General features: G+C 38.7%; 26 protein-coding genes. 1 reads left to right on the forward strand and 25 read right to left on the reverse strand.

Going from position 1 to position 23,572, the window contains the following annotated elements; all coding sequences use genetic code 11:
* Nucleotides 1–241: 241 nt before the first annotated feature.
* Genes RE409_RS17810 through RE409_RS17840 form a run of 7 tightly spaced genes read right to left on the reverse strand, consistent with a single transcriptional unit; the run spans nucleotide 242 to nucleotide 5,850 of the window.
* Nucleotides 242–1,222, reverse strand: a complete 981-nt coding sequence (locus tag RE409_RS17810; RefSeq protein WP_053346754.1) for a biotin--[acetyl-CoA-carboxylase] ligase — start codon at nucleotides 1,220–1,222, stop codon at nucleotides 242–244.
* Nucleotides 1,207–2,400, reverse strand: a complete 1,194-nt coding sequence (locus RE409_RS17815; RefSeq protein ID WP_201223786.1) for a CCA tRNA nucleotidyltransferase — start codon at nucleotides 2,398–2,400, stop codon at nucleotides 1,207–1,209. The genes RE409_RS17810 and RE409_RS17815 overlap by 16 nt, the downstream gene beginning before the upstream one ends.
* Nucleotides 2,401–2,413: 13 nt before the next feature.
* A complete protein-coding gene (bshA, locus tag RE409_RS17820) occupies nucleotides 2,414–3,553 on the reverse strand; it encodes an N-acetyl-alpha-D-glucosaminyl L-malate synthase BshA (RefSeq protein ID WP_201185626.1) in 1,140 nt (379 codons plus the stop codon).
* 4 nt (nucleotides 3,554–3,557) lie between these two features.
* The gene (gene bshB1, locus RE409_RS17825; protein ID WP_201185628.1) at nucleotides 3,558–4,271 is read right to left on the reverse strand and encodes a bacillithiol biosynthesis deacetylase BshB1; all 714 of its coding nucleotides are present in this window, start codon (nucleotides 4,269–4,271) and stop codon (nucleotides 3,558–3,560) included.
* Nucleotides 4,255–4,680, reverse strand: a complete 426-nt coding sequence (locus RE409_RS17830; RefSeq protein ID WP_053346758.1) for a methylglyoxal synthase — start codon at nucleotides 4,678–4,680, stop codon at nucleotides 4,255–4,257. The genes bshB1 and RE409_RS17830 overlap by 17 nt, the downstream gene beginning before the upstream one ends.
* A gap of 17 nt (nucleotides 4,681–4,697) precedes the next feature.
* Nucleotides 4,698–5,498 carry a 4-hydroxy-tetrahydrodipicolinate reductase gene (dapB, locus tag RE409_RS17835; RefSeq protein WP_057217451.1) on the reverse strand — a complete coding sequence of 267 codons (801 nt, stop codon included), beginning with the start codon at nucleotides 5,496–5,498 and terminating at the stop codon, nucleotides 4,698–4,700.
* The gene (locus tag RE409_RS17840; RefSeq protein ID WP_053346760.1) at nucleotides 5,491–5,850 is read right to left on the reverse strand and encodes a nucleotide pyrophosphohydrolase; all 360 of its coding nucleotides are present in this window, start codon (nucleotides 5,848–5,850) and stop codon (nucleotides 5,491–5,493) included. The genes dapB and RE409_RS17840 overlap by 8 nt, the downstream gene beginning before the upstream one ends.
* Nucleotides 5,851–6,018: 168 nt before the next feature.
* Here RE409_RS17840 and RE409_RS17845 point away from each other — a divergent pair, with 168 nt between their 5' ends.
* Nucleotides 6,019–6,891, forward strand: coding sequence for a YitT family protein (locus RE409_RS17845; protein ID WP_201223785.1), 873 nt, complete (start codon nucleotides 6,019–6,021; stop codon nucleotides 6,889–6,891).
* Nucleotides 6,892–7,031: 140 nt separating this feature from the next.
* Here RE409_RS17845 and RE409_RS17850 read toward each other — a convergent pair whose 3' ends face one another.
* From RE409_RS17850 to hepT, 18 genes are all read right to left on the reverse strand, one after another.
* Nucleotides 7,032–7,706 (reverse strand): zinc metallopeptidase, encoded by a 675-nt coding sequence (locus RE409_RS17850; protein ID WP_053346762.1) that lies wholly within the window; start codon nucleotides 7,704–7,706, stop codon nucleotides 7,032–7,034.
* Nucleotides 7,707–7,789: 83 nt separating this feature from the next.
* Nucleotides 7,790–8,575: a sporulation protein YpjB gene (gene ypjB, locus RE409_RS17855; protein WP_053346763.1), complete on the reverse strand. Its 786-nt coding sequence runs from the start codon at nucleotides 8,573–8,575 to the stop codon at nucleotides 7,790–7,792.
* 116 nt (nucleotides 8,576–8,691) lie between these two features.
* Nucleotides 8,692–9,288, reverse strand: a complete 597-nt coding sequence (locus RE409_RS17860) for a lipoprotein heptaprenylglyceryl N-acetyltransferase LhaT (RefSeq protein ID WP_201250708.1) — start codon at nucleotides 9,286–9,288, stop codon at nucleotides 8,692–8,694.
* A gap of 181 nt (nucleotides 9,289–9,469) precedes the next feature.
* Entirely contained in the window at nucleotides 9,470–10,237 is a 768-nt protein-coding gene (locus RE409_RS17865) for a menaquinol-cytochrome c reductase cytochrome b/c subunit (RefSeq protein ID WP_053346765.1), read from the reverse strand.
* 55 nt (nucleotides 10,238–10,292) lie between these two features.
* A complete protein-coding gene (gene qcrB / locus RE409_RS17870; RefSeq protein ID WP_053346766.1) occupies nucleotides 10,293–10,967 on the reverse strand; it encodes a menaquinol-cytochrome c reductase cytochrome b subunit in 675 nt (224 codons plus the stop codon).
* A 3-nt stretch (nucleotides 10,968–10,970) separates the two neighbouring features.
* Complete coding sequence (locus RE409_RS17875) at nucleotides 10,971–11,477, reverse strand: QcrA and Rieske domain-containing protein (protein ID WP_053346767.1); 507 nt, start codon at nucleotides 11,475–11,477, stop codon at nucleotides 10,971–10,973.
* A 160-nt stretch (nucleotides 11,478–11,637) separates the two neighbouring features.
* Entirely contained in the window at nucleotides 11,638–12,099 is a 462-nt protein-coding gene (locus RE409_RS17880; protein ID WP_056525040.1) for a YpiF family protein, read from the reverse strand.
* Nucleotides 12,100–12,260: 161 nt separating this feature from the next.
* Nucleotides 12,261–12,812: a ReoY family proteolytic degradation factor gene (locus RE409_RS17885; protein WP_053346769.1), complete on the reverse strand. Its 552-nt coding sequence runs from the start codon at nucleotides 12,810–12,812 to the stop codon at nucleotides 12,261–12,263.
* 42 nt (nucleotides 12,813–12,854) lie between these two features.
* Nucleotides 12,855–14,126 carry a tetratricopeptide repeat protein gene (locus RE409_RS17890; RefSeq protein WP_201185632.1) on the reverse strand — a complete coding sequence of 424 codons (1,272 nt, stop codon included), beginning with the start codon at nucleotides 14,124–14,126 and terminating at the stop codon, nucleotides 12,855–12,857.
* A 396-nt stretch (nucleotides 14,127–14,522) separates the two neighbouring features.
* Nucleotides 14,523–15,809: a 3-phosphoshikimate 1-carboxyvinyltransferase gene (aroA, locus tag RE409_RS17895; protein ID WP_201185633.1), complete on the reverse strand. Its 1,287-nt coding sequence runs from the start codon at nucleotides 15,807–15,809 to the stop codon at nucleotides 14,523–14,525.
* 26 nt (nucleotides 15,810–15,835) lie between these two features.
* Nucleotides 15,836–16,939: a prephenate dehydrogenase gene (locus tag RE409_RS17900; protein ID WP_201223782.1), complete on the reverse strand. Its 1,104-nt coding sequence runs from the start codon at nucleotides 16,937–16,939 to the stop codon at nucleotides 15,836–15,838.
* A 47-nt stretch (nucleotides 16,940–16,986) separates the two neighbouring features.
* Complete coding sequence (gene hisC / locus RE409_RS17905) at nucleotides 16,987–18,099, reverse strand: histidinol-phosphate transaminase (RefSeq protein ID WP_201185635.1); 1,113 nt, start codon at nucleotides 18,097–18,099, stop codon at nucleotides 16,987–16,989.
* Nucleotides 18,100–18,182: 83 nt separating this feature from the next.
* On the reverse strand, nucleotides 18,183–18,551 hold the full coding sequence (gene aroH, locus RE409_RS17910; RefSeq protein ID WP_309557864.1) for a chorismate mutase: 369 nt from the start codon (nucleotides 18,549–18,551) through the stop codon (nucleotides 18,183–18,185).
* A gap of 25 nt (nucleotides 18,552–18,576) precedes the next feature.
* Entirely contained in the window at nucleotides 18,577–19,656 is a 1,080-nt protein-coding gene (aroB, locus tag RE409_RS17915) for a 3-dehydroquinate synthase (protein ID WP_053346776.1), read from the reverse strand.
* Nucleotides 19,657–19,659: 3 nt separating this feature from the next.
* Nucleotides 19,660–20,832, reverse strand: coding sequence for a chorismate synthase (aroC, locus tag RE409_RS17920; RefSeq protein WP_309557865.1), 1,173 nt, complete (start codon nucleotides 20,830–20,832; stop codon nucleotides 19,660–19,662).
* Between the two features lie 247 nt (nucleotides 20,833–21,079).
* Nucleotides 21,080–21,853, reverse strand: a complete 774-nt coding sequence (locus tag RE409_RS17925; protein WP_201223781.1) for a CheR family methyltransferase — start codon at nucleotides 21,851–21,853, stop codon at nucleotides 21,080–21,082.
* A 187-nt stretch (nucleotides 21,854–22,040) separates the two neighbouring features.
* On the reverse strand, nucleotides 22,041–22,487 hold the full coding sequence (gene ndk / locus RE409_RS17930) for a nucleoside-diphosphate kinase (RefSeq protein ID WP_034308008.1): 447 nt from the start codon (nucleotides 22,485–22,487) through the stop codon (nucleotides 22,041–22,043).
* 96 nt (nucleotides 22,488–22,583) lie between these two features.
* Nucleotides 22,584–23,546, reverse strand: coding sequence for a heptaprenyl diphosphate synthase component II (gene hepT / locus RE409_RS17935; RefSeq protein WP_201185639.1), 963 nt, complete (start codon nucleotides 23,544–23,546; stop codon nucleotides 22,584–22,586).
* Nucleotides 23,547–23,572: the final 26 nt, after the last annotated feature.

The raw sequence follows: 23,572 nt of genomic DNA on the forward strand, positions 1-23,572 counted from the left end.
TACAATAAGTGGCAAAAAACGCCTCATCTTTGTCAACAAAACAGCACTTGTCCTTTTAGTCAATCTCTTTGATAACATCAGAAGTTTCATCCCTCCGTCCTAGTCCAGTACGCTGGATCAAGGCAGATTTTCAAATAATTTGGTATTTATGGGGGTGCAGTTCACATGAGATACTGCCCACTTGCATTATATCAAGCCAAAATCAAAAATTCTATTTATTTTTCACAGATTTGACAAAAATCTACTGAATTTCAATGTCTGCTGAATAAATCGAATGTACGGTTCCCTTTTTGTCTTCAAGGAGCAGAACACCAGCATCTGTTATTCCCAATGCTTTTCCGACAATTGTATCATTAACCGTACTCGCTTTAATAACCTGTCCCAGGCTGATGGCATAACTCTCCCATAGACCCTTTATTGGCATAAAGCCTTCTTGTAAATATAGATCATACAAATTTTCTAAACGAACCAACACACGTTGTATAACCTTTGACCTTGAAACCGTTTCTCCGCTTTCTATGAAAAGAGAAGACGCTTTCTCCTGCAGATCTTCTGGGAAATCTTCAATTTGTTGATTGATATTCATACCAATTCCGATAATGACAGAATGAATTCTGTCCGATTCTGCCTGCATTTCTGTCAGAATGCCAGTTACTTTCTTTCGATTTATCAAAATATCGTTCGGCCATTTGATTTGAGGTTGTAAATCCGTTATATCCTCTATTGCCTGAACCACGGCAACCGCGGCCAGTAAAGTCAACTGAGGAGCCTCATGAAGTGGAATCTTTGGCCTTAAGATTAGACTCATCCAGATGCCACTGAATTTTGGAGAATGCCAAGATCTCATGAGTCTTCCTTTTCCAGATACTTGTTCCTCGGCAACAACAAGAGTCCCCTCCTGAACTCCTTCATTTGCAAGTTGATGGGCAATTTTTTGAGTTGATTCTACAGATTCCTGATAGTGAATCATTTTCCCGAGTTTTTTTGTTTCCAAGCCAAGCTGTATTTCACTTTCTGACACTTTTTCCGGTGTTGAAATAATCCGGTAGCCTTTTTTGCGGACAGCTTCAACATTATAACCTTCACTGCGCAGGTCTTCTATATGCTTCCAGACAGCCGTGCGCGAACAGCCTATATATTCAGCAATTTCTTGACCGGATATAAATGCACCATTCGCCTTTGAAAGGGCTTCCATCAGCTTTGTTCTTAAATCAGATTGCATTTCTCCAGCCACCTCTTAATTTCATCTTTTTCATTTCTTAATTCTGCATTCAAAACAGCTTTCAAAATCAATTCCAAGTTTTCTTTCACCCATGGACCCGGTCTTTCTTGACGCCATTTCAGTAAGTCCGTACCCGTTACCGCAAGATCAGACATTTGTTTAATTATTAATTCATTAAATCGTTGATGAATAACCTTCTCTGCATCCTTAACATTTCGTCCTGTTAAGACAGCTCGGACTTTAGCAGCTTGGACGGCTTCAATCTGACCTGCCTGAAATATTTCGAGAGCAGAATTTTCAAACGGTGGTTCTTTCTTTGCTAACTGAATAATACGTTGGACACTTCTAATTGTTTTTAGCGGCAGTTTCCACTCTCTTAACGCCACTTCAATATCCTTGGCATTCGTATAAATCATGATAACAGACCATAATTCTGCCGCTTTTAAGTGATGAAGCGGCAGATTTAATAACTGCTCCAAATTTTCTTTTTGATTAGAAAATTGGGGCAAGTATTGGTATAACCCGCTCTCTAGTAAGAGCGAAAGAGCCCTTGTCTTGTAGGCTCCAGCTAAAAGTTTTTCAAATTCAATGAGAATTCTTTCGATTGCAATTTCGCTAATGATTGGTCCATTCTCTTGAAGTGAATCAAAAGTTTGCTGATCCAGTTCGAAATCAAGCTGGCTGACAAACCTTAATGCACGCATCATTCTCAAAGCATCCTCATGAAATCTTTCATGAGGATTGCCAACCGTGATAATTCTTTTTTGTAACAAATCACGCTTTCCGTTAAATGGATCAATCATATTCCCAGACTTATCCATAGCAATCGCATTCATCGTAAAGTCTCTTCTCTGTAAGTCTTCGGTCAAAGAACGGACAAATTGCACGGAATCAGGTCTGCGAAAGTCCGTATACCCGCTTTCCGTTCTAAATGTCGTAATTTCGTACGTACCAGACTCCGCAATTACAAGCACCGTTCCATGTTCGATTCCGATATCTGCTGTTTTAGGAAAGATCCCTTTAATTTCCAGAGGTGTAGCAGAACTAGCGATATCCACATCATTGATGGGCCTGCCGAGTATATAATCTCTTACAGAACCACCCACAAAATAGGCTTCGAATCCTGCTTTTTCAATCAATTCAAGAATGGGTACTGATTTTAAGAATAACTGATCCATCAGCATCCCCTCCTTATTCAATAGAATTAGTTTCGAGCGCTTGAACATAGATTGCTTCATACTCTGACATAATGGTATCTGAGTGAAATTCAGTATTGGCCCTTTCTAGAGCAGCCTCAGAAAAACGTTTATGTAAAATAGGGTTGCTTAAAAGTCCGACAGCCTTTTCAGCTACCATTTCGACGTCGCCCAATTCACAAATATAGCCGGTCTTTCCGTCAACAATAACCTCTGGAATCCCTCCTACATTCGTTCCTATACATGGAACACCACATGCCATTGCCTCAAGAAGTACAAGTCCAAAACTTTCTTTTTCGGATAGCAGTAAAATTAAATCACTAATTGAATATAATTCGGCAAGGTTGTCCTGCTTCCCCAGGAACAAGACCTTTTCTTCGATTTCAAGATCTTTAGCCAACTTTAATACCGTTGTTACTTCCGGGCCGTCTCCTACGAGAAGAAGCTTAGCAGGTATTTTCTTTTGAGCTAAAAAGAACGCTTGGATAACATCTTTAACCCGCTTGACTGAACGAAAATTTGATACATGAATGATGACTTTTTCTTCATCTTGGATACCGTATTCGTCCCGTAAATATTCTGAATTGGTTTTATGATAATCCCTTTCATCAATAAAATTATAAACGGTTTTGATTTCCTTTTCCGGAGAGATTAACTCATGTGTTTGTTGCACGAGCGAATTAGATACACCTGTAACAACATCTGATTGTTCAATCCCAAATTTTATTAAATTGGATAGTGAAGGGTCATGGCCTAGCACAGTAATGTCTGTACCATGAAGAGTCGTGACGATTTTAACTTTATTTCCTGACATCTGCTTTGCAAGAATCGCACAAACCGCATGTGGAATGGCATAATGAACATGGAGAATATCAAGTTTTTCCCTCTTCACTACTTCCGCTATCTTACTCGCAAGCGCAAGGTCATAAGGTGGATATTGAAAAACAGAGTAAGAGTTGACTTCCACTTGGTGATAATAAATATTATGGTACATCTTATTTAGGCGGAAAGGGAGGCTTGAAGAAATGAAATGAATTTCATGTCCTTTTTCAGCAAGCATTTTGCCCAATTCAGTTGCAACGACACCCGAACCTCCTACTGTAGGGTAGCAGGTAATTCCAATTTTTAATTTCATAAGATTATTTTTCCCCTAACAAATCGGCTTCGATCAGCAACGGTTTTTTTGACATAAATCCTTCCGCATAAGCGACACCCACTTCTTTGCCGAACATCTTTTCCCTTGCTTCTACTGTCTCGATATATCCGTTCACAAGCGGTGTCTCCACCGTTGTATTACTTTTTTCGAATTGACTTCCATATGCTCTAAGACTGTCCAATTTTTCCGATATAGAAGAGGTAATGTCAACGACAAAGTCAGGTTTGTGAAAACCATTTATCATAAAATAGTACATATTTTGGACACGATGAGCTTCAAGACCATCTTCATCCAAATACTTTCTAACCCCTGCTGAAAAAACTGCTTCTTCAACTAATTTTGCACAATTCCCATGGTCAGGATGACGGTCTTCCCAAAAAGGGGCAAATACAAGTGTAGGTTTATATTTGCGAATAACCGTTATAATTTGATTTATGTATTCTTCTTTCATATATAAACCACGGTCGGGTAAATCTAGGGATATTCTCTCCACCCCTAGGATTTCCGCTGCCTTAGCTGCTTCCTTTTGCCGTAATAGAACGGTACCGTTGGACGACATTTCCGCTTTTGTCAAGTCACAAATGACGATGTCCTTACCCTGTTGCGCATATTTAGCAATCGTACCACCCATACCAATTTCAACATCATCCGCATGTGCCCCGAAAGCGAGGATATCTATATTACTTTTGTTTGTCATTTATCTCACCTTGTTTTTTTCGTAGTTTAAGCCAGTCCATATATCCATGTTTCAAACCCTGAATAAGTACTTCTGCCGTTCCCATATTTGTGGCCAATGGAATTTCATATACATCGGAGAGCCTTATTAGTGCTGATACATCCGGTTCATGTGGCTGCGATGTTAATGGATCTCGGAAAAACAGGACCATATCCATTTCACCACGGGCAATCATTGCCCCGATTTCCTGGTCTCCGCCTAGAGGTCCCGAATGGAAACGATGGACAGGCAATGATACTTCTTCCATAATTCGTTTCCCCGTTGTACCAGTAGCAAATAATTCATGTTGTTGAAATACAGCTTTATAGGCTGTTACAAATTGAATGATATCTTCTTTTTTCTTATCATGGGCAATTAAGGCAATTTTCATCGTATTCCTCCTAATACCTACTCGATAATATTTTCTAGTCCATATACAAGTACATCCAATTTCATGACTGAATCAACAGCAAGTTTAACTCCTGTCATAAAGGACGCGCGATTGAATGAATCATGGCGAACCGTCAATAGCTCTCCATCACTCCCGAAAAGTACCTGTTGATGAGCAACAAGCCCCGGTAGACGAACACTATGGATATGCATGCCATCTATATTTGCTCCTCGAGCACCTTGAATGGTTTCTTTCTCATTCGGATGACCCTGTTGTTTTGTCTCACGTACTGCAGCTATCATATCTGCCGTTTTAGCAGCTGTACCTGAAGGGGCATCCAATTTTTGATCATGATGCATTTCAATGATTTCTACATTCGGGAAGTACTTTGCAGCCATTTGTGAGAACTTCATCATCAAAATAGCCCCAATTGCAAAGTTTGGAGCGATAATACATCCAATACCTTTTTCCCTAGTTAACGAATCCAGCTTTGCTAAATCTTCTTTTGTAAATCCTGTTGTTCCTACAACAGGACGGATACCATGATTCAGTGCTGTTTCTGTATGATACATTCCTACTTCAGGTGTAGTTAAATCAATCAATACGTCTGCATTTACAGCCGAGAAGCATTCGTTAATATCGGAAAAAACAGGTGCTTCAATTCCTTGAAAACCATCAATATTTGAGAGGCTTTCCCCGTTATATTTACGGTCTATAACAGCTGCTAATTCAAACCCTTCTGTTCTATGTACTAGCTTCACCGCTTCATTACCCATTCTGCCACGAGGTCCAGCTACAATCACTCTTACTTTACTCATCCTTTACTTCCCCCTCTACATTCTCTTCTTTTTTTGTCCATCTGTCTTTATCACGTGTTGCAAACTTATGCATGACCGTATCGTGCGAGCTTTGAAGGTCAATACCAAGTGAATTAGCAAAACAAATTAGCACAAATAGCATGTCACCCAATTCCTCTTCAACCGTATTCTCATTTTCAGTTGATTTCTTAGGTTTTTCACCATGGTAATGATTGACTTCTCTAGCCAGTTCACCAAGCTCCTCTGACAAGCGTGCTAGCATAGCCAAAGGGCTGAAATATCCTTCTTTGAATTGTCCTATGTATTGGTCGACTTCTGCTTGCATTTGTTGGATCGTCTTTTGCTTTTCCATTTAGTCACCCATTCTTGATTTTCGTTAATAAACATTATACCTTCTTTATGTTAGCTAAAAGTGAATCATATGACAACAGATACGTTCGGTAACAACAATTGCCCATAGTTGGTTAATTAGTTATAATAAGTAAATTAACCGCATTCAAACGTTTTGGAGGTAAAAGACATGCTTTTCGGCTTAAAATTGAAAAACACTATATTTATCCTTTTTGGAGCTGGAATCTTCGCATTTGGCCTCGTACATTTTAACATGCAAAATAACTTGGCAGAAGGCGGTTTCACTGGTCTCACCTTGATTATATATCAACTTATTGGGATAAATCCTTCTTATTCTAATTTGGTTTTAAATATCCCATTATTCTTAATAGGGTGGAAATATTTAGGGCGGACTTCTTTTTTTTATACAATCATTGGAACAGTTGGTTTATCCGTTTGGCTATGGGTATTCGAAAGATATCAAATCGAAATAAATCTCGGGAATGATTTGATGCTGGTGGCATTGTTTGCCGGGGTCTTTGTTGGTGTTGGGCTAGGTATCATCTTCCGTTATGGCGGGACAACTGGCGGCGTTGATATTATTGCCCGATTTGCCCATCGATATTTAGGAATGGGCATGGGCCGGACCATGTTTATTTTTGATGCCATTGTTATTGGCCTATCCATTCTCACCTACTTGGATTACAGGGAAGCGATGTATACCCTAGTGGCGGTATTCATCGGTGCGCGGGTTATCGACTTTATGCAGGAAGGAGCCTATGCGGCTAGAGGAGCAATGATTATCAGCGAGAAAAATGAGGAAATTGCTGATAAAATCATGAAAGATATGGAGCGAGGAGTAACAGTCTTAAGGGGGTATGGATCATATACAAGAACTGATCGAGAAGTTCTATATTGTGTTGTCGGTAAAAATGAGCTCGTTCGCTTGAAAAATGCCATCACTTCAGTGGACCCTCATGCTTTTGTATCTGTAAGTGAAGTGCATGACGTATTAGGTGAAGGCTTTACCCTAGATGAGAATAAGAATCCAATCGAACGGTAGTATCAACTGTGAAACCATTACAAATACATCATTTTACATGATTCCCCGAATAGTGAAGTTTTATAAGTAGTATTAACTAAACCCGGAATATATCGTAAACGAATAAAAAGAACTCCATCATGTGATGGAGTTCTTTTTATTTAATCTTCTTCTCTCATACCTGTATACATAAGCAGAAGTCGAACTAGTTCAAGCACGGCTACAAGAGCGGCAGCAACATACGTCATCGCAGCTGCACTTAATACTTTTTTCGTTTCTCGTTCTTCATCATTACGGATAACTCCTACAGAAACGAGTTGATCCATTGCCCGAGAGGAAGCATTAAACTCCACCGGCAGCGTGATTACTTGAAATAATACTGCAGCTGCCATAAATACGATACCCGCTATTAATAAGCCTGGGATTCTGGCTAACACCCCGATTAAAATTAAAATCCAAGATATATTGGAACCAAAGTTAGCGACCGGTACTAACGCATGGCGAAAACGTAAGAACGCATAAGCTTCTTTATCTTGAATCGCATGTCCCACTTCATGGGCTGCAACTGCTACACCGGCAACAGAATGCCCATGATAGTTATCCGTCGATAAACGGACCGTTTTATCTCTAGGGTCGTAATGATCTGAGAGCATTCCAGGTGTTTCTTCGACCCTGACATTATATAAACCATTTTGATCCAAAATGGCTCTCGCCGTTTCAGCACCATTCATACCCGAAGAAGCAGATACTTTTGAATATTTTTTATACGTACTTTTCACTTTCATTTGTGCATAAATCGGGATTAAAATGATAATCGCCAAATAAATGAAATACATGGTATCCTCCTAAAACTATTATTACTCTCAATTCTATGGAATGAATGCTACCATGTCAAATATAGAGTTCTCTTCACTTACCTTCAATCGTTATGCTCTTTTCTAGGTTTTTCTCGATCTCCATTATATTTTCTCCAGCCGACGTAAGAAAGAGTCATTATTATAATACTGCCAGTAGTTATGATAACCCACCAAAGGGAAGGATCTGCATCGTCTTCTCCCATATCATTAAAAATAGACGTTAATTCATTTTGCAATGCATCCAGCTCTTTTTGGCTATCACTATCTCTAATTACTTCAGGACGGTATTGATTAATGTATTGAATCCTAGTATCCAGTTGCTGAATCTTTTCTTTAGAAAGGTCGACTTTCAAGCTTGGATATATCATTTCGTATTGTGAAAGGAATAAGTTCAATTGATTATTAAATGTTATTGTGTCTTGATGGATCGCGGCATCCTTTGTTTGCCTGAAGGAATTCATCATTTGATCCTCCATCTCGGTCCAAAGAGGCTGATGCGTTGACTTCACAGCATCCACAACAAGCCTAAATTTTGTAACTGAATTAACCTTCTCAGAATCTCCCTTATTCAAATCCTTTATTGTCATCAATGCTTCATTATGAGCTACAGTAATAATTCGAAGTTCGTCCATGTCAAGAATTTGTTCTTTCGCTGTCTCTTTTATAAACTGGTCAGAAAAAAACGTAAGCATCTTTTCCGAATCTCCGTATCGCTTCAACTTTGTCATTTCCAACGCTCTATCGGAAATGTTATCTAATTGCTCCAAACTTGAAGAGGATTCTGCATAGACAGGGAAATGTAAGACGACAAATAAAACAGCAATGGTTAATATGAATTTTTTCAACATGCTACTCGTCCCTCCTCATATCTCTACTAAAACGATATGAAACAAAAAACATGAGTAGACCTTGTTCATCATAAAAAGTTAACCCCGCACTCAAAAAATGAATGCGGGGCTAACTATTAGTTGATCATTGAAAGAGTAAATCGCTTTTTTCTAAAACCAAAGTACCATCCAACAAAGATAGAAAGAATACTTAGCCAAAAGGTAAAATAGCCTATTGAATTCATATAGACCAATAAATCACGATAAATAGGCATCATTTCAAAAACGTAATCAATAATATCATTATGTATGGTCCAAATCCCTGCTACAATCAAATGCCAAGGTTTTATTCGATAAAATGGTGAATATAAAATCCCTTGAATCGCCATACCCAAATGAGAAGCCATTAACATATAACCTTCCCAAGGCAATGAACCTGTTGTCATTAATGTCAGTATATTCATCACAACTGCCCATAAACCATATTTGAATAGGGTTATAATCGCCAATGCCTCCATAAGGCCAAAGTTTCTTTTCAAAAGAAACCCCAGTAATACAAATACAAAAAATAGGCTAGCAGTCGGGCTGTCTGGTACAAAAGCTAAAAAAATAGTCGGTGTGTTTGCTAATTGACTACCATACCAATAATATCCAAATAAAGTTCCGAATATATTAACCATTAATAGCAAAAAGAGCATTTGCCGATTTGCAAGCCAGCTGTAGATAATATTCATTCTTTTTACCTCTCTTACTATTCTCAATACAACCATTTTACAGTTCCTGATCTTTAAATCCAAGTTTTCATTTCAATTTCTTATCAGATTCTTTTCAATTTTCCAATAAAAAAGCCGACAACCGTAGTCGTCAGCTTTTCCATTCGGCAGCATATGAAAGAAAATGCTGTCGATAGATACTTTATTTTGCTGTTAAACCCGAAACAAATTCAGCTAATGTTGCCAATTCTTCATCAGAACCTTTGAACATACCAGCTGGCATAGCACCTTGGCCTTTGCGAGCGATTTTAGAGATTTCTTCTGGCTTTAAACCAGTGTCAATCAAGCTCGGTGCACCTGCACCACCTGTTAACTCAGCTCCGTGGCAACTAATACAACCACTAGCATCCATAAGTTTATAACCTTCGCTGTCTTTATCAATGTCTGCACCTTCTACGATTGCACCTTGCTTCTTAGAAGCTTCCCAGTCGTGATGGGCTGCAGACTCCCATGTCAGATAAAATACACCAGCCATTGCTAATAACATAAAACCTACAGCAAATGGACGTTTTGCTGGACTACGCTCTGGACCACGGTCTAAAAATGGTGCCAAGAGCAATGCTCCGAATGCTAGTCCAGGTATAACGAGAGCCCCGATTGCATTATACGGACCCGATGCATAAGTATACTTAAGTAATTGGTAAAGGAATAGGAAATACCAGTCAGGTAGCGGAATATACGCTGTATCTGTCGGATCTGCTATTCTTTCTAATGGAGACGGATGTGCAATTGTTAGGCACAAATAGCCAACAAGAAATACAGCTCCGACCATCCATTCTTTTAAAAGGAAATTAGGCCAAAATGCTTCAGTTTTCCCAGGATATTCTGAATAATCTTTCGGAATATTCGGTTTACGGTTCGCGGAGATACGCGAGTCACCTACGAATTTCATACCTTTCCCACGATGCATTGAACAATCCCCTCCTTTATGAAAAGGTTTTTATGATTCTCAGTTCATAACTCTTTTATAGTGGACCTGAAATACCTTGTTTCCGGATCATCAAGAAATGAGCCGCTAGTAAAGCAAATAGCGCTGCAGGCAGGAAGAATACATGAATTGCGAAGAATCGTGTTAATGTCTGTGCTCCAACTATTGTTGGATCTCCTGCTATCAATGTCTTAAGTGCTGGTCCCATTAGCGGTACCGAATCGACAATTGTCAAAGTAACCTTTGTTGCAAATAGCGCTTTCATATCCCATGGCAGTAAATAACCTGTTAATCCTAATGCCAGCATAATAAAGAAAATTAATACGCCGACCATCCAGTTCAATTCGCGCGGTTTTTTGTAAGCTCCCTGGAAGAAGACACGAAGAGTATGTAAAAACATCATAACAATAACTAGACTTGCTCCCCAGTGATGCATACCACGGACAATTTGACCGAAGGCAACTTCATTTTGTAGATAATAAACAGATTCCCAAGCGTTTTTAATGTCCGGTACATAGTACATCGTCAAAAACATACCCGACAATATTTGGATGACCGTGATAAAGAAAGTTAACCCACCAAAACAATATACGAATGCAGAAAAATGATGCGCGGGGTTAACATGTTCAGGAACCTCATGGTCAGCAATATCCCGCCATAATGGCGTAATATCTAAACGCTCGTCCACCCAGTCATATAACTTTGTTAGCAATGTTTACGCCCCCCCATGCGGTTTTAGTTGACCCAAATAAAGAATTCCATCTTTCTCTTTCGTGTCATAGACATCCAAAGGTGAAACCGGTGGTGTCCCTTTCACGTTCACACCATCTTTCGTGTACCTGCCATAATGACAAGGACAGAAAAATTGATTCGGATTAGACTTATCCGTATTCCATGCTACCGTACAGCCTAAATGTTTACAAATTGGAGATAAAGCAACGATATTGCCGTCTTCCATTTTATAAACCCAAGCTGTATTTGTTTCTTCAGACTCATACCACCCGTCGACCTGCTTAAAACTAAAGTCAACACGGGTTGGTTCGGTAGTCAGTTCACTTACCTTTTGTTTAGTTGCAATGTAATCCCCGCCTTTATCTGCTGATAATACTGGATCAATTGCAAACCTAACCATAGGCATCAACATACCGGCCGCCATAAATCCACCAACGCCAGTAAGTGTGTAATTAAGGAATTGACGTCGTGAAACATTATGCTTGCTCATGCGTTTTCCCCCCCTCTATTACTATACTGAGAGCCCAAAGGACCAATAAATAGCAACACTATAAAACTAGGACATTTCCATGATATCTCAATAATTTACCAAGGTCAATATTTGTAAAACCCAAAAGGTGGCAACTATGTGTCAAATAATGCGAAAAATCCTACTTTTTTTCATTTTTCCAATTATAAGTGAAAATATCAAGGATCTGGAGAACTTGCTGGTTAATCATTTCCCTAGCTTGGTTATTTTCTAGGGTTTCAAGAGGGATGGCTGGAATCCATACTAAATTATGTTCTAATTCCCGCTCTTCCTTTTTCCATTCAATATCTGATGTAAGAAAAAAAATATGTTTAAAATTATTTTCTTTCACTTTGTTAGTCCAACGCTTTAATAAATCAATCTTATCCTCCTCATCACTCAAATAATGAAAAGTTGGCATTAAAAGAATTCTTCCTTTCATCTGCTTTTCAATTTCCGAGCTTAAAATGGTAAGAAATTCATTCATTGAACCAGTTTGCTTAATTTGACTTCCAAATGTTATGGGAACCAAAGGAATCAAAACCGTATCCACATACTCTTTTGACTGGATATACATATCCAGATCTTTTGCTGTCCACTTCATATTTTTTCTTCACTCCCGATTTATTAAATCAACTCCTTATCATTTTACCATTTTTTTATTACATCTTTACCATATACCTATAGTCTTTACAAAAATGTGGATTTTATCAGCGTTTTATAAAAAATAAAAACCTTTCCTGATTACGGAAAGGTCGTTTTAGTTCATCCAAGTACTTTTAATTGATTAAGTTGTTCGGTTAAGTTCTTAAATGCCTGTTCGTCATGTTTATCGAGCGCTTCATCAATTTCCTTAAGTAGACGATCCCTTTGGAAATACAGCATACTTTTTTCCAAAAATTGCTCAGCCAGCAGCTGATCTTTTTCATTTGCAGCCGTGGATTTCGGCATGAAAGGGTTATTCTCAAGCACTGCTGCGTACTGATATGAAGAATAAGCGGATTTAAAATTGAGTTGAATATAAATATCTTCATCCCGGTTTAAGCGGATATCATGAAAAGATTTCTCTGCATCGGTCGTCATAATATTGGACTTATAGAACCTAAAAGGAACCTCTTCTACACAATGTGTCGACATAATTAATCCGCGTGGACAATATTGTGCATTTTCTACAAAATGAACCTTTTTCATTAATTGATCATGACTCATTAAATAATTTAATATCCAAACACATTCTCTTCTTTTCAGTTGATAATGATTTAAAAACCACCGAATAAAATCCTTTTTCTCATTCACAGAAACAGGGGCAGCCACCATGAATTCCCTCCTCTGTCTTGATATTATTTTATTTTCTCTTATCTACAATTCCTCTGGACTTTCGCCAAGCCGTTCCAAAATCATCACATACTCATCGTTTGCTGGGTTTAGCTCAAGCAGCTTATTAAATACTTCTCTAGATGTGGTTCTGTCTCCTTCTTCAATTAAAAAGAAACCATAGTTTTCAAGAAAGTCTGGATTGTTCTTGAATGAATTATATGCTTTATGATAGCAGGTTAATGACTCTTTAAATTGTTCGGTGTGTTGATAACATACGGCAGCTATCCATTCAAACTGCGGATCATCCTCACCGTATCTTCTAACCTCGCCAATACACTCTAAGATATCTTCATATCTTTCGTGGTGCATATACAGTTTCAAAAGAGTAAGTGCAGCTTCCAAATAGCCGGGATCAATGGCAAGAGCCTCTTTGAATAAATTTTCTGCTTCACTATCGAGTCCGCTTTTTAAGGCTATTTTACCACCGAAGAAATAAAGCTCCTTATTGAATTCATCAGCCTTGATACCTTCTTTGACCGTTTTCAAAGCATTTTCCAAATCTTCAAGATGTTCATAACTCTTGGCCAAGTATAAATATAGGGAATGATATTCATGATCCAATTCCTTCAATTCGATAAACTTACGCACGGCGGTTTCATAAAGACCTGCTTGAAAAGCTGTAAATGCATACTCAAATAACGTATTTATTTCGAGCCCGTCATTTAGAGCCTTTTCAAAGTACGGAAGGGCCTCCTCAAACTTCCCAGAGCTGCTTAATGCTTCAGCTAGTCGTTGATTGACATTAACTCCAGCAATTTCTTGTTCCTGTTCCAAAACCTTTATGTAATTTGCAATGGCTTCCTGGTCTCTTCCTTGGTGATAGAACAGTTCACCTAGTGCAAAATCAATGATGATCTCATCTGGTAGTATTCCCTTTGCCTGCAACAATTTTCGTTCACTGACCTCATCCATCCCCTGTAATTGATAAAGGTCTGCTTCCAAAAGCAATGCACTTGGATATACTTCATCATCTACACTTACTTTTTCAAGCATTAACATCGCTTCATCTTCTTGATCCATATCAATCAAAATTTCAGCTAATGAAACAATCAATTCTCCTTCATCAGGATATAGTTCTAGTAGATGCTCAAAAAGATCTTTTGCCTCCTCTACAAAACCAAGCTGGAGCATTTCTTCAGCCAGAATCAAAATGTCCTCGGCTGACTCTGATGATTTAATTCGATTTATATGTTTAAGAGCCTCTGTTAATTCCCCTTTTTTTAAATGCTGAATAACTTGATCTACTGTGTTCATTGCTGCTTCCTTCCTTTTTGCATAATAAACTTAGTCTCTAGACAAACACTCTCACGTGATAGTGTTATATTCTCTTCCATAAAGTACAAAATGTTGCATCTAATCGTGAGGTGCATAGTAAAAACAGTATTCATTAGTTTACCATACTGCAGCCCTGTATTCCATTGATGAAATTCTCCCCCCATTCTTATTAAAAAAAGGTTAATAGTTAATTCTCCATACAAAGGTAAATCTCCTTTTTGGTGATAATCACCTTTTTTATAATTCTAAGGAGTTATTATTAGAAAAGAGGCTATAATGATAGCGCTTACAACAATTTCGAGAGATTAATCTAAGAAAAAAAAAATATAAAAAAGTCTGCAGACTCTAATAAGGTCTGCAAACTTCTTTAAATCTTTACTGTATTAAATGAGTCAAATGCTCAAAAAATTGTGGATATGAGACATCAATTGCATCCGGATCCTCAAGTTCCACTTTCCCATCTGTGATCAATGCCGCTACAGCCAGCATCATCCCAATACGGTGGTCTCCATGGCTTGTAACCGTGCCACCATTTAGTGCTTTTCGTCCCTTGATAATTAAACCGTCTACAGTCGGCGTTATATCCGCTCCAAGGATGGAAAGCTCGTTGGCTACCGTATCAATTCGATTGGTCTCCTTCACTTTAAGCTCTGCTGCGTCCTTGATCGTCGTTATTCCTTCCGCCTGGGTGGCCAAAAGTGCAATAACTGGTATCTCATCGATTAGGCGCGGAATTAGATCACCGCTGATCGTTGTTCCTTTTAAACGAGAGCTTCTGACAGTAATATCGCCTGCCGGTTCACCTTCACTCGATTTCTTCTCGACCGTTATATCTGCCCCCATCGCTTTCATAACTTCGATGATACCTGTTCTTGTCGAATTAAGGCCCACATTCTTCAGAACAATTTCACTATTTTCTGTAATTGCAGCAGCCACCATAAAGAACGCTGCAGAAGAAATATCTCCCGGCACATGAATATTGGTTCCTTTGAACACTTGGTTGCCTTTTACTTTTATCGTTTGACCGTCTTTTTCGATTTCCCCGCCAAACTGCTTGATCATTCGTTCCGTATGATCACGAGTCTCTTCCGGTTCGACAATGATTGTCTCCCCTTCTGCCTGCAAGCCTGCAAGGAGTATAGCTGATTTGACTTGTGCGCTTGCCACAGGCAATTTATAGCGAAACCCTTGTAATTGGCCACCCCTTATGAAAAGCGGCGTGTATTCGGCTCCTTTCCGGCCATCAATGTGTGCTCCCATCTGACTGAGAGGATTCACTACTCGCGTCATCGGGCGTTTAGCTATTGATTCGTCACCTACTAACACAGCCGAAAAATCCTGTCCAGCCAAAATACCCATCATTAATCTGATCGTAGTACCAGAATTTCCGACATCAAGTACTTCACGTGGTTCCGTCAAACCATTAAAACCTTTGCCTTCAATACGGACTTGCTGCCCATCTTGTTCAATGTTTACTCCAAGCTGTTTAAAACAGGAAATAGTACTTAAACAATCTGCTCCAGGCAGAAAATTAGTAACTGTCGTTTCACCCTCAGCAAGGGCTCCGAACATAATCGAACGATGGGAGATAGACTTATCTCCTGGTACAGCAATCGCACCACGTAATGATTGAATGTTCGTTTTTAAACTTTTTGTATTCATACAATCATCCTTCGACTATTATTTTATTATGCCAGAATTGTTTCATATTCTGTATGTCTTGAAATGCATTCCGATGCTTTAATACGGTCTACATCCGTTTGGAAGCTGATAACTAGAACACCGTATATTTCTTCCCTAGTTTCAATAATTCTTATGTTTGTTAAACTGATTCCTTCTTGAGCCAAATATCCGGTAATTTCAGAAATTACACCAGCATAATCCGGTACATCAATATATAAATCATAAAAGGCAGGGATGGCGCCTTTCGCATGCGTTGGCAAATCATCTCTAAAAGTCTTTGCATCCTTAAAGAAACGCAGAATCTCTTCACTATCTTCATTTTCCACAAGCTCTTTGACATTCTCCATTTCCTTCAGCCAATCATTCATTAATACCAGTAACACATCACGATTATGTAACAAAATGTCACGCCACATTTCCGGACTGCTTGAGGCAATTCTCGTAATGTCTCGGAATCCTCCAGCTGCAAGTCTAGAGATCAGCTCATTTTCCTTACTATATGTCTCTGCCTGTTTAACCAACCCGGAAGCAACAATATGTGGAAAATGGCTGATTACTCCTGTCAGTCTATCGTGGGTACTAGGTGTTACTACCAAAAAGTTCGCTCTTGTGCCAATTAACCATTCTTTTAACTGCTCTATTTTACCTTCTTCTACAGTTTCATCTGGAGTAAGTAAATAAAACGCATTCTCAAATAAATGCAGTTTGGCAGCCCCTGCACCGCTTTTATGAGACCCAGCCATTGGGTGACCACCGATGAAGGCCACACCTTTATCTATCAATGGTCTTGCCGCATTTACGACTTTATCCTTTGTACTTCCCGCATCAGAAATGAGGACATCCCTTTTCAAATCCAACTCAGCTAATTTCGCTAAAATCTGGACGGTTTCATTTACGGGAACTGCCAGCAGAATTAAGTCAGCGTCACACGCTCCCGCTTCAAGAGAAGATACTGAATCATCAATGATTCCCAGTAGCCTTGATAGTTGAATATTCTTTTCGCTTAGATCCATTCCAACAATCACAGCTTCAGGATGTGCATGGCGTACAGCCATGGCCAAAGATCCACCAATTAGACCTAGACCTATTACAAAAACCTTTCCCTTCACACTTCTCTCCCCCGCTTCTTTTTGCTCCTCTATGCTTGCTGAAACGATTAAAGAAGGGAATTAGAAGGCGTAGCACCTTCATTTAAGAAAGATTTGATAGCGTTAATCATTCCTTCATTTTCTTCTGTTGAACCAATCGTTACACGCAGACTGTTCGGGAAACCGAACGATTTTCCAGACCTTGCAATGTATCCACGCTCTAGCAAATATTGAAATACTACATCCGCATCCTGTTTGAAATGTATGAAAATAAAATTACCTTGTGATGGGTAATAAGCTAGATTTTCCTTACTGCAAAACTCATAATATTGTTTGAGTCCTTTTTGGTTCTCAGTATTACACTTTTCAATAAAAGCTTGATCTTCCAGAGCAACAATAGCAATCTTTTGTGCGAAAGTATTGACATTGAATGGTTCTCGGGATGGGTCGAGCTTCTGAATAATATCATCATCTGCCAATCCGTACCCGACCCTAAAGCTGGCAAGACCATAAATTTTTGAAAATGTGCGAAGTATAATCAAATTCTTAAATTTATTGATCCATTGATTTGTTTTCGGGTAATCCTCAGCCACTGCATATTCACAATAGGCTTCATCCAATACGACAAGAACATCATTCGGTACCTTTTCAATGAATGTTAATAAATCCTGTTCCGGAATGTATTTTCCTGTTGGATTATTAGGTGTACAAACCCAGACAACAGCAGTGTTCTCATCTATCGCTTTTAACATACCTTCTAAATCATGTGCTCCGTCAATATGAGGAACTTCTCTGATTTCCGCGCCTTCAAGTGTAGCATTATGGCGATACTGCGAAAAAGTGCCTGTTGCCATGACGGTGTTTTTACCAGCTCCCAATAGGCTTCTAGAAATGATTTGAATGTTCTCATCAGACCCATTTCCAAAAATAAGCTGTGTTTCTTTTACACCTGTATGCTTTGCAACAGCTTCTCTAAGCAATGTTGCATATCCATCCGGATAGATAGCAAAAGAATGGGTTGCGTTCTTAACGCTTTCTCTGACCTTTTCAGAACAACCAAAAGGATTTTCATTTGAAGCTAATTTTGTGATTTTTTCAAGACCGTACATTTTTTTTACTTCATCGGTTGATTTCCCAGGTTGATAAGACTTCAAGGAAAGGACCGCATCATTCCACTTCATGTCATTCACCTCTATATTTTTATCACTTTAAAGTAAGAAAGTGTGAGAATAGTATATCATATTCTTTTTCCTAAAATCATATCTTATATATTATTTGTCAAATCCGGCCGCAATACGACAGCTCCTGCTTGATAAACATGTTGTATCTCTTTTTGAGATTTTGTTGTATTTACATGAATCATTACCCGTATACAAGATGGAAGGGAGTTGCTTACTGGTATTTCTTGCATGCACGTTACTGGCACATATGTCCAACCCTCAAATTTACGTAGGGCTTTGGCTGGAAAGACAGAGCGTATCTCATCCGTTGCAGAAAAAAATACAGAGGCAACCATATCAGGATCAATCTCGTTGACCCGAATGATTTCTGCCATCAACTGCTCAACAGCAGCAATCACTTCCATTTCTGTGTCCTTCTCTACTGTTGTTGCGCCCCTTATTCCTCTTATCACACACAGTTCCTCCATTTCCTGTATTTTATTTCATTTCAATCATTTCCTCTATCAGCACAGAGTCGGCTATATCCATTAATAATGGAGACCCCAATTGTTTAAGCAAGACAAAGGTAGCACCTTCATTGATTGATTTTTTGTCTGTTTTCATTAAATTAAGTAAGGTTTCTTTTTCAAGTTGTAAAGGAATGGTTGTTTGATAACCTAAAGAAGATACCCAATTAATAAACTCGTCAAGTTTAAAATCAAGACCCTGTTCTCTGCTGCTTAATTTAAGAGCATATACCATCCCGATTAAAATGGATTCACCATGCGTAAAGTTTCCATATCCCATAGAGCCTTCCACAGCATGTCCAAGTGTATGACCGAAATTTAAAAAAGCACGAATCCCCATTTCTTTTTCATCTTCTTCGACAATGGACGCTTTTATGCCAATACCTTTTGTAATCATCGTTAAAAATTGCTCATCTGTTATATTATTCAAATCAACAATATTCGACTTTAACCATCGATAAAACTCTTTATCTGCTATCAAGGAATGTTTAATGACTTCAGCAAAACCCGACCGTAATTCTTGAAGTGGGAGAGTCTGCAAAAATTCAAGATCATATATGACTGCTTCTGGCTGATGAAAGGCCCCAATCATATTTTTTCCAAGAGGGTGATTGATGGCAACTTTGCCGCCCACAGCACTATCATGGGCGAGCAGAGTCGTCGGAACCTGGATAAATGGAATCCCTCTCATAAAAGTAGCCGCAACAAATCCAGCCAGATCACCGACTGCACCACCACCAAGGGCGATAATCAATGACTTGCGATTAAGTTGTTGAGATAAGCAATAGCTTTGGCATTCATAAAACACTTCAAACGTTTTAGCATGCTCTCCTTCCGGTACAACATAGTGCAGGACCGGTTTTCCCGTCTTAATCAGAGCTTTTTTCACAGTTTGTAAATGAAGTTCAGCTACTTTCTCATCGGTTATAATCAAAATCTTATTTAGTTGATTTAATTCATGGGTTATAAAATCGGGAAGCTCGTTAATCGCCTGTTTACCAATTAAAACTGGATACTGCTTGGAAGCCGTTTTTATTTGCATGGATTCCATAGTTTAAAACTCCTTTACTTCTTCCCGATAAGAGTTCATGTATTCTGCCAATTGCTCATAACGATCTGAAGGGAATTGATCAACAATCGCTGCTGCAAGTTCCCAAGCTACTACAGCCTCGGCAACAACAGCAGCAGCAGGAACTGCACAGCTATCGGAACGTTCGACACTTGCTTCAAATACTTCCTTTGTATCAATATCAACACTTTGCAACGGCTTATATAAAGTAGGAATTGGCTTCATAACGCCACGAACAATAATAGGCATTCCAGTTGTCATACCGCCTTCAAAACCGCCAAGGCGATTGGTTTTACGGTAATAACCATTTTCTTTGTCCCAAGCAATTTCATCATGAACATCACTGCCAAAACGGTGGGCCGCTTCAAACCCAAGACCTATTTCTACCCCTTTAAACGCATTAATACTCATAATCGCTGCTGCAAGCTTTGCATCTAGTTTACGGTCATAATGAACATAACTTCCTACGCCCACTGGCATTCCTTCTACAATGACTTCAACGATGCCGCCAATCGAATCCCCTTTTTGTTTCGCTTCATCAATTGCATCTTTCATCTGCTGCTCTACGTTTTTATCAAAACATCTGACTGAAGATTCTTCCGTAACTTGCTGTAATTGCTGAATTGTTTCATATTGTGGTGGTTCAGCCTTTATTCCACCAATTTCCAATACGTGTGATGCCACTTCAATCCCCAATAACGACAATAACTTTTTAGCGACAGCACCGGCAGCAACCCTTACAGTCGTTTCACGGGCTGATGAACGTTCCAATACGTTTCTTAAATCACGATGCCCATATTTAATACCGCCGTTCAAATCTGCATGACCAGGACGAGGACGAGTAATTTTACGTTTGATCTCCTCAGCTTCTTCCTCTGAAAGTCCTTCACTTCCCATAATTTTAGTCCAATGTTTCCAGTCGTCATTCTCAACAACTAAAGCAACCGGTGACCCTAGTGTGTAGCCATGTCTGATTCCCGAAGATATAAAAGCCTGATCTTTCTCAATCTGCATTCTTCGTCCACGACCATGCCCTTTTTGCCGGCGTCCTAACTCTTCATTAATATCCTCATTCGTAATCGGCATCCCTGCCGGTAATCCCTCAATAATAGTAGTCAGCTGCGGACCATGTGATTCTCCCGCTGTTAAATATCTCATCTTCCAGCCCCCTTTTAGCACTTTAAAGTGTATATGTATCAATATACCACAATTTTATGAAATGTGGGTATATGTAAAACGTAAAAACCTTTGTTGTTTGAATTTATTCACTTTTCATTTTATTTTACATGTTCTTCAACATTTTCGATATAGTTTAATCTCTCTTATCATAGACATACAGTCTCTGTTTTTTTATAGCAAGTAAAACGAAAAAGGACTGAATGCATTATCAGCCCTTGTATACTATTTACCTTTTTTTATAAAAAAATGTGTCAATCGTTTCAAACTCATATTTTCCGGGATTAAATATTTGCTCTGTACTTCCTACAAAAAACACTCCCCCACTTTTCAATGACGCACTGAATTTATCATATAAAAGACTTTTGGCATCTTCAGTGAAGTAAATTAAAACATTCCTGCATACGACTAAGTCAAATTCTTGATCAAATCGATCTGCAAGAAGATTATGTTTCTTAAATGTGACTCTTCGCTTAATTTCATCATCAACGCGATAAAAATCCTCTTCTTTTATAAAGTATTGCTTTTTTATATCAGCAGGTACTTCATTCAAGGAACGCTCAGGGTAAACTCCCAATTTCGCACGTGCTAATACATTCTCATCTAAATCCGTCGCTAGTATCTCTATCTGGCTTAAGGGAACAAGATTGGATAAAATCATTGCAATCGTGTACGGTTCTTCACCAGTTGAACAGGCTGCGCTCCATATTTTCAACCTTTTTTGGCTTTCTAATAAAGAGGGAAGAATTTTTTTCTCCAATACTTCCCATCTTTTCGCGTTTCGATAAAACTCTGAAACATTAATTGTCATTCTGTCTAAAAATTCATTTAAAACGTTGGGTCTTGTTTGAATGTCTTTATAATATTCACGAAATGAGTGATAACCTCTTTTTTCATAAAGAGAAGTGAGGCGCCGTTTCATTTGTCCTTCCTTATATAATGACAAATCAATGCCTGTCAACATTTTGATTTTTCGAATAAACTCTTCATATTCTTGAGGCATACCTACAACTCCCTTTGTTTTAAGTAGTTCTTCTCTTTATATATCGGAAAGGGCTGAAAATTCTTAAAAAAACAGTTTTTACGACCAGTGACAGTTAAAATTGTCAAGAATTTAAAAAAAAAAAAAAAGCAGGTACTATCGCATAAGGGCGACAGAACCCGCTTTTTTAAAATTTATTAACTAACTATTAATAAACCCACTCGTTAACTAGTTTAGAATATTCAACAAGTTCTTCTTCTTTGAAGAATAAACCGATTTCACGAACAGCACTTTCAGCTGAATCTGATCCGTGAATGATGTTTTTGCCTACAGTTACTGCAAAATCTCCACGAATTGTAGCTGCTGCTGCATCTTTAGGATTAGTAGCGCCCATCATTTGACGTGCAGTTGCGATTACATTTTCACCTTCCCAAACCATTGCGAAGACAGGACCTGAAGTGATGAAGTCCACTAATTCGCCAAAGAAAGGACGTTCTTTGTGCTCACCATAATGTTGCTCAGCTAGTTCTTGAGAGATAACCATTAATTTTGCTCCTGCTAGAAGGAAGCCTTTCTTTTCAAAGCGGGAAACGATTTCACCGATTAAATTACGTTGAACGCCGTCAGGCTTTACCATTAAAAATGTTCTTTCCATAATTGTCACTCCTAATATGTATCATTGTTATTTGCCTATATAAGGCAATCCTTTTAGAATATTACCATTGTTTGATGAGTTTCGCAACTCCAAGTCCTAAAACTTTCTTTTTCCGATATTTTTCGCTATATCAGATAATGTTTTCCTTGCCTTAATAGCAGGAAGACCTTTCAACTCTGAAAAAGCTTTTTCTAAATACATGTCACTGATTCTAGCAGCTTGCTCAATGGCGCCTGAAGATTTGATAGCATTGATGATATGGATCATTTCGTCTTTAGACGTATCTTCCCGAACTGTTTCGATAAGCCTTTTCAACTTTGGATCTTCCATCGCAATCAATACTGGTAAAGTAATGTTTCCTTGAATCAAATCGCTTCCAGCCGGTTTCCCAAGTTCCTCTTCCGAAGCAGTAAAATCCAAGATATCATCAGTAATTTGATATGACATCCCGACATAATAACCAAATTTAAATAGCTTTTGATGAATTTTCTCATCGACACCCGCTGAAATAGCTCCCAACTGGCAGCTAGAAGCAATGAGTAATGCTGTCTTTCGTTTGATTCTTCGGAAATAAATCCGCCAATTTTGATTAAAATTGTATTTATCTTTAATTTGCTCGATTTCTCCAAGGCATAGTTCAACCATAGTATCCGCGAGAATTTGATGCGCAAGCGGCGACTCAATTACTGCCATCATTTCTAGTGCCCGTGCAAAAATGAAGTCGCCTGTATACATGGCGACACGATTATCCCATTTTGATTTTATAGTTGCAGATCCCCTGCGTAAGTCCGCATCATCAACAACATCATCGTGTACGAGAGAAGCAGTATGGATTAGTTCCAATGTTGCTGCAACATGCTTTACGACATGAATATCATAATCGCCAAACTTCGCACCCAAAAGGACGAATACCGGACGAATTCGTTTTCCGCCGGATTGCAGTAAATGCAGTGAAGCTTCCCTTAAAACAGTGGAGTCTGCTTCAATTGCGGCTTCTAGTTCTTTTTCTATTAATTGCAAATCTGTATTCAAAAAGGAATACATCATTTTAAATTTCATACATTTCACCCAGCTTTGTCCATTGC

Source organism: Peribacillus sp. R9-11, from assembly GCF_031345095.1.
Lineage (GTDB): Bacteria > Bacillota > Bacilli > Bacillales > DSM-1321 > Peribacillus > Peribacillus butanolivorans.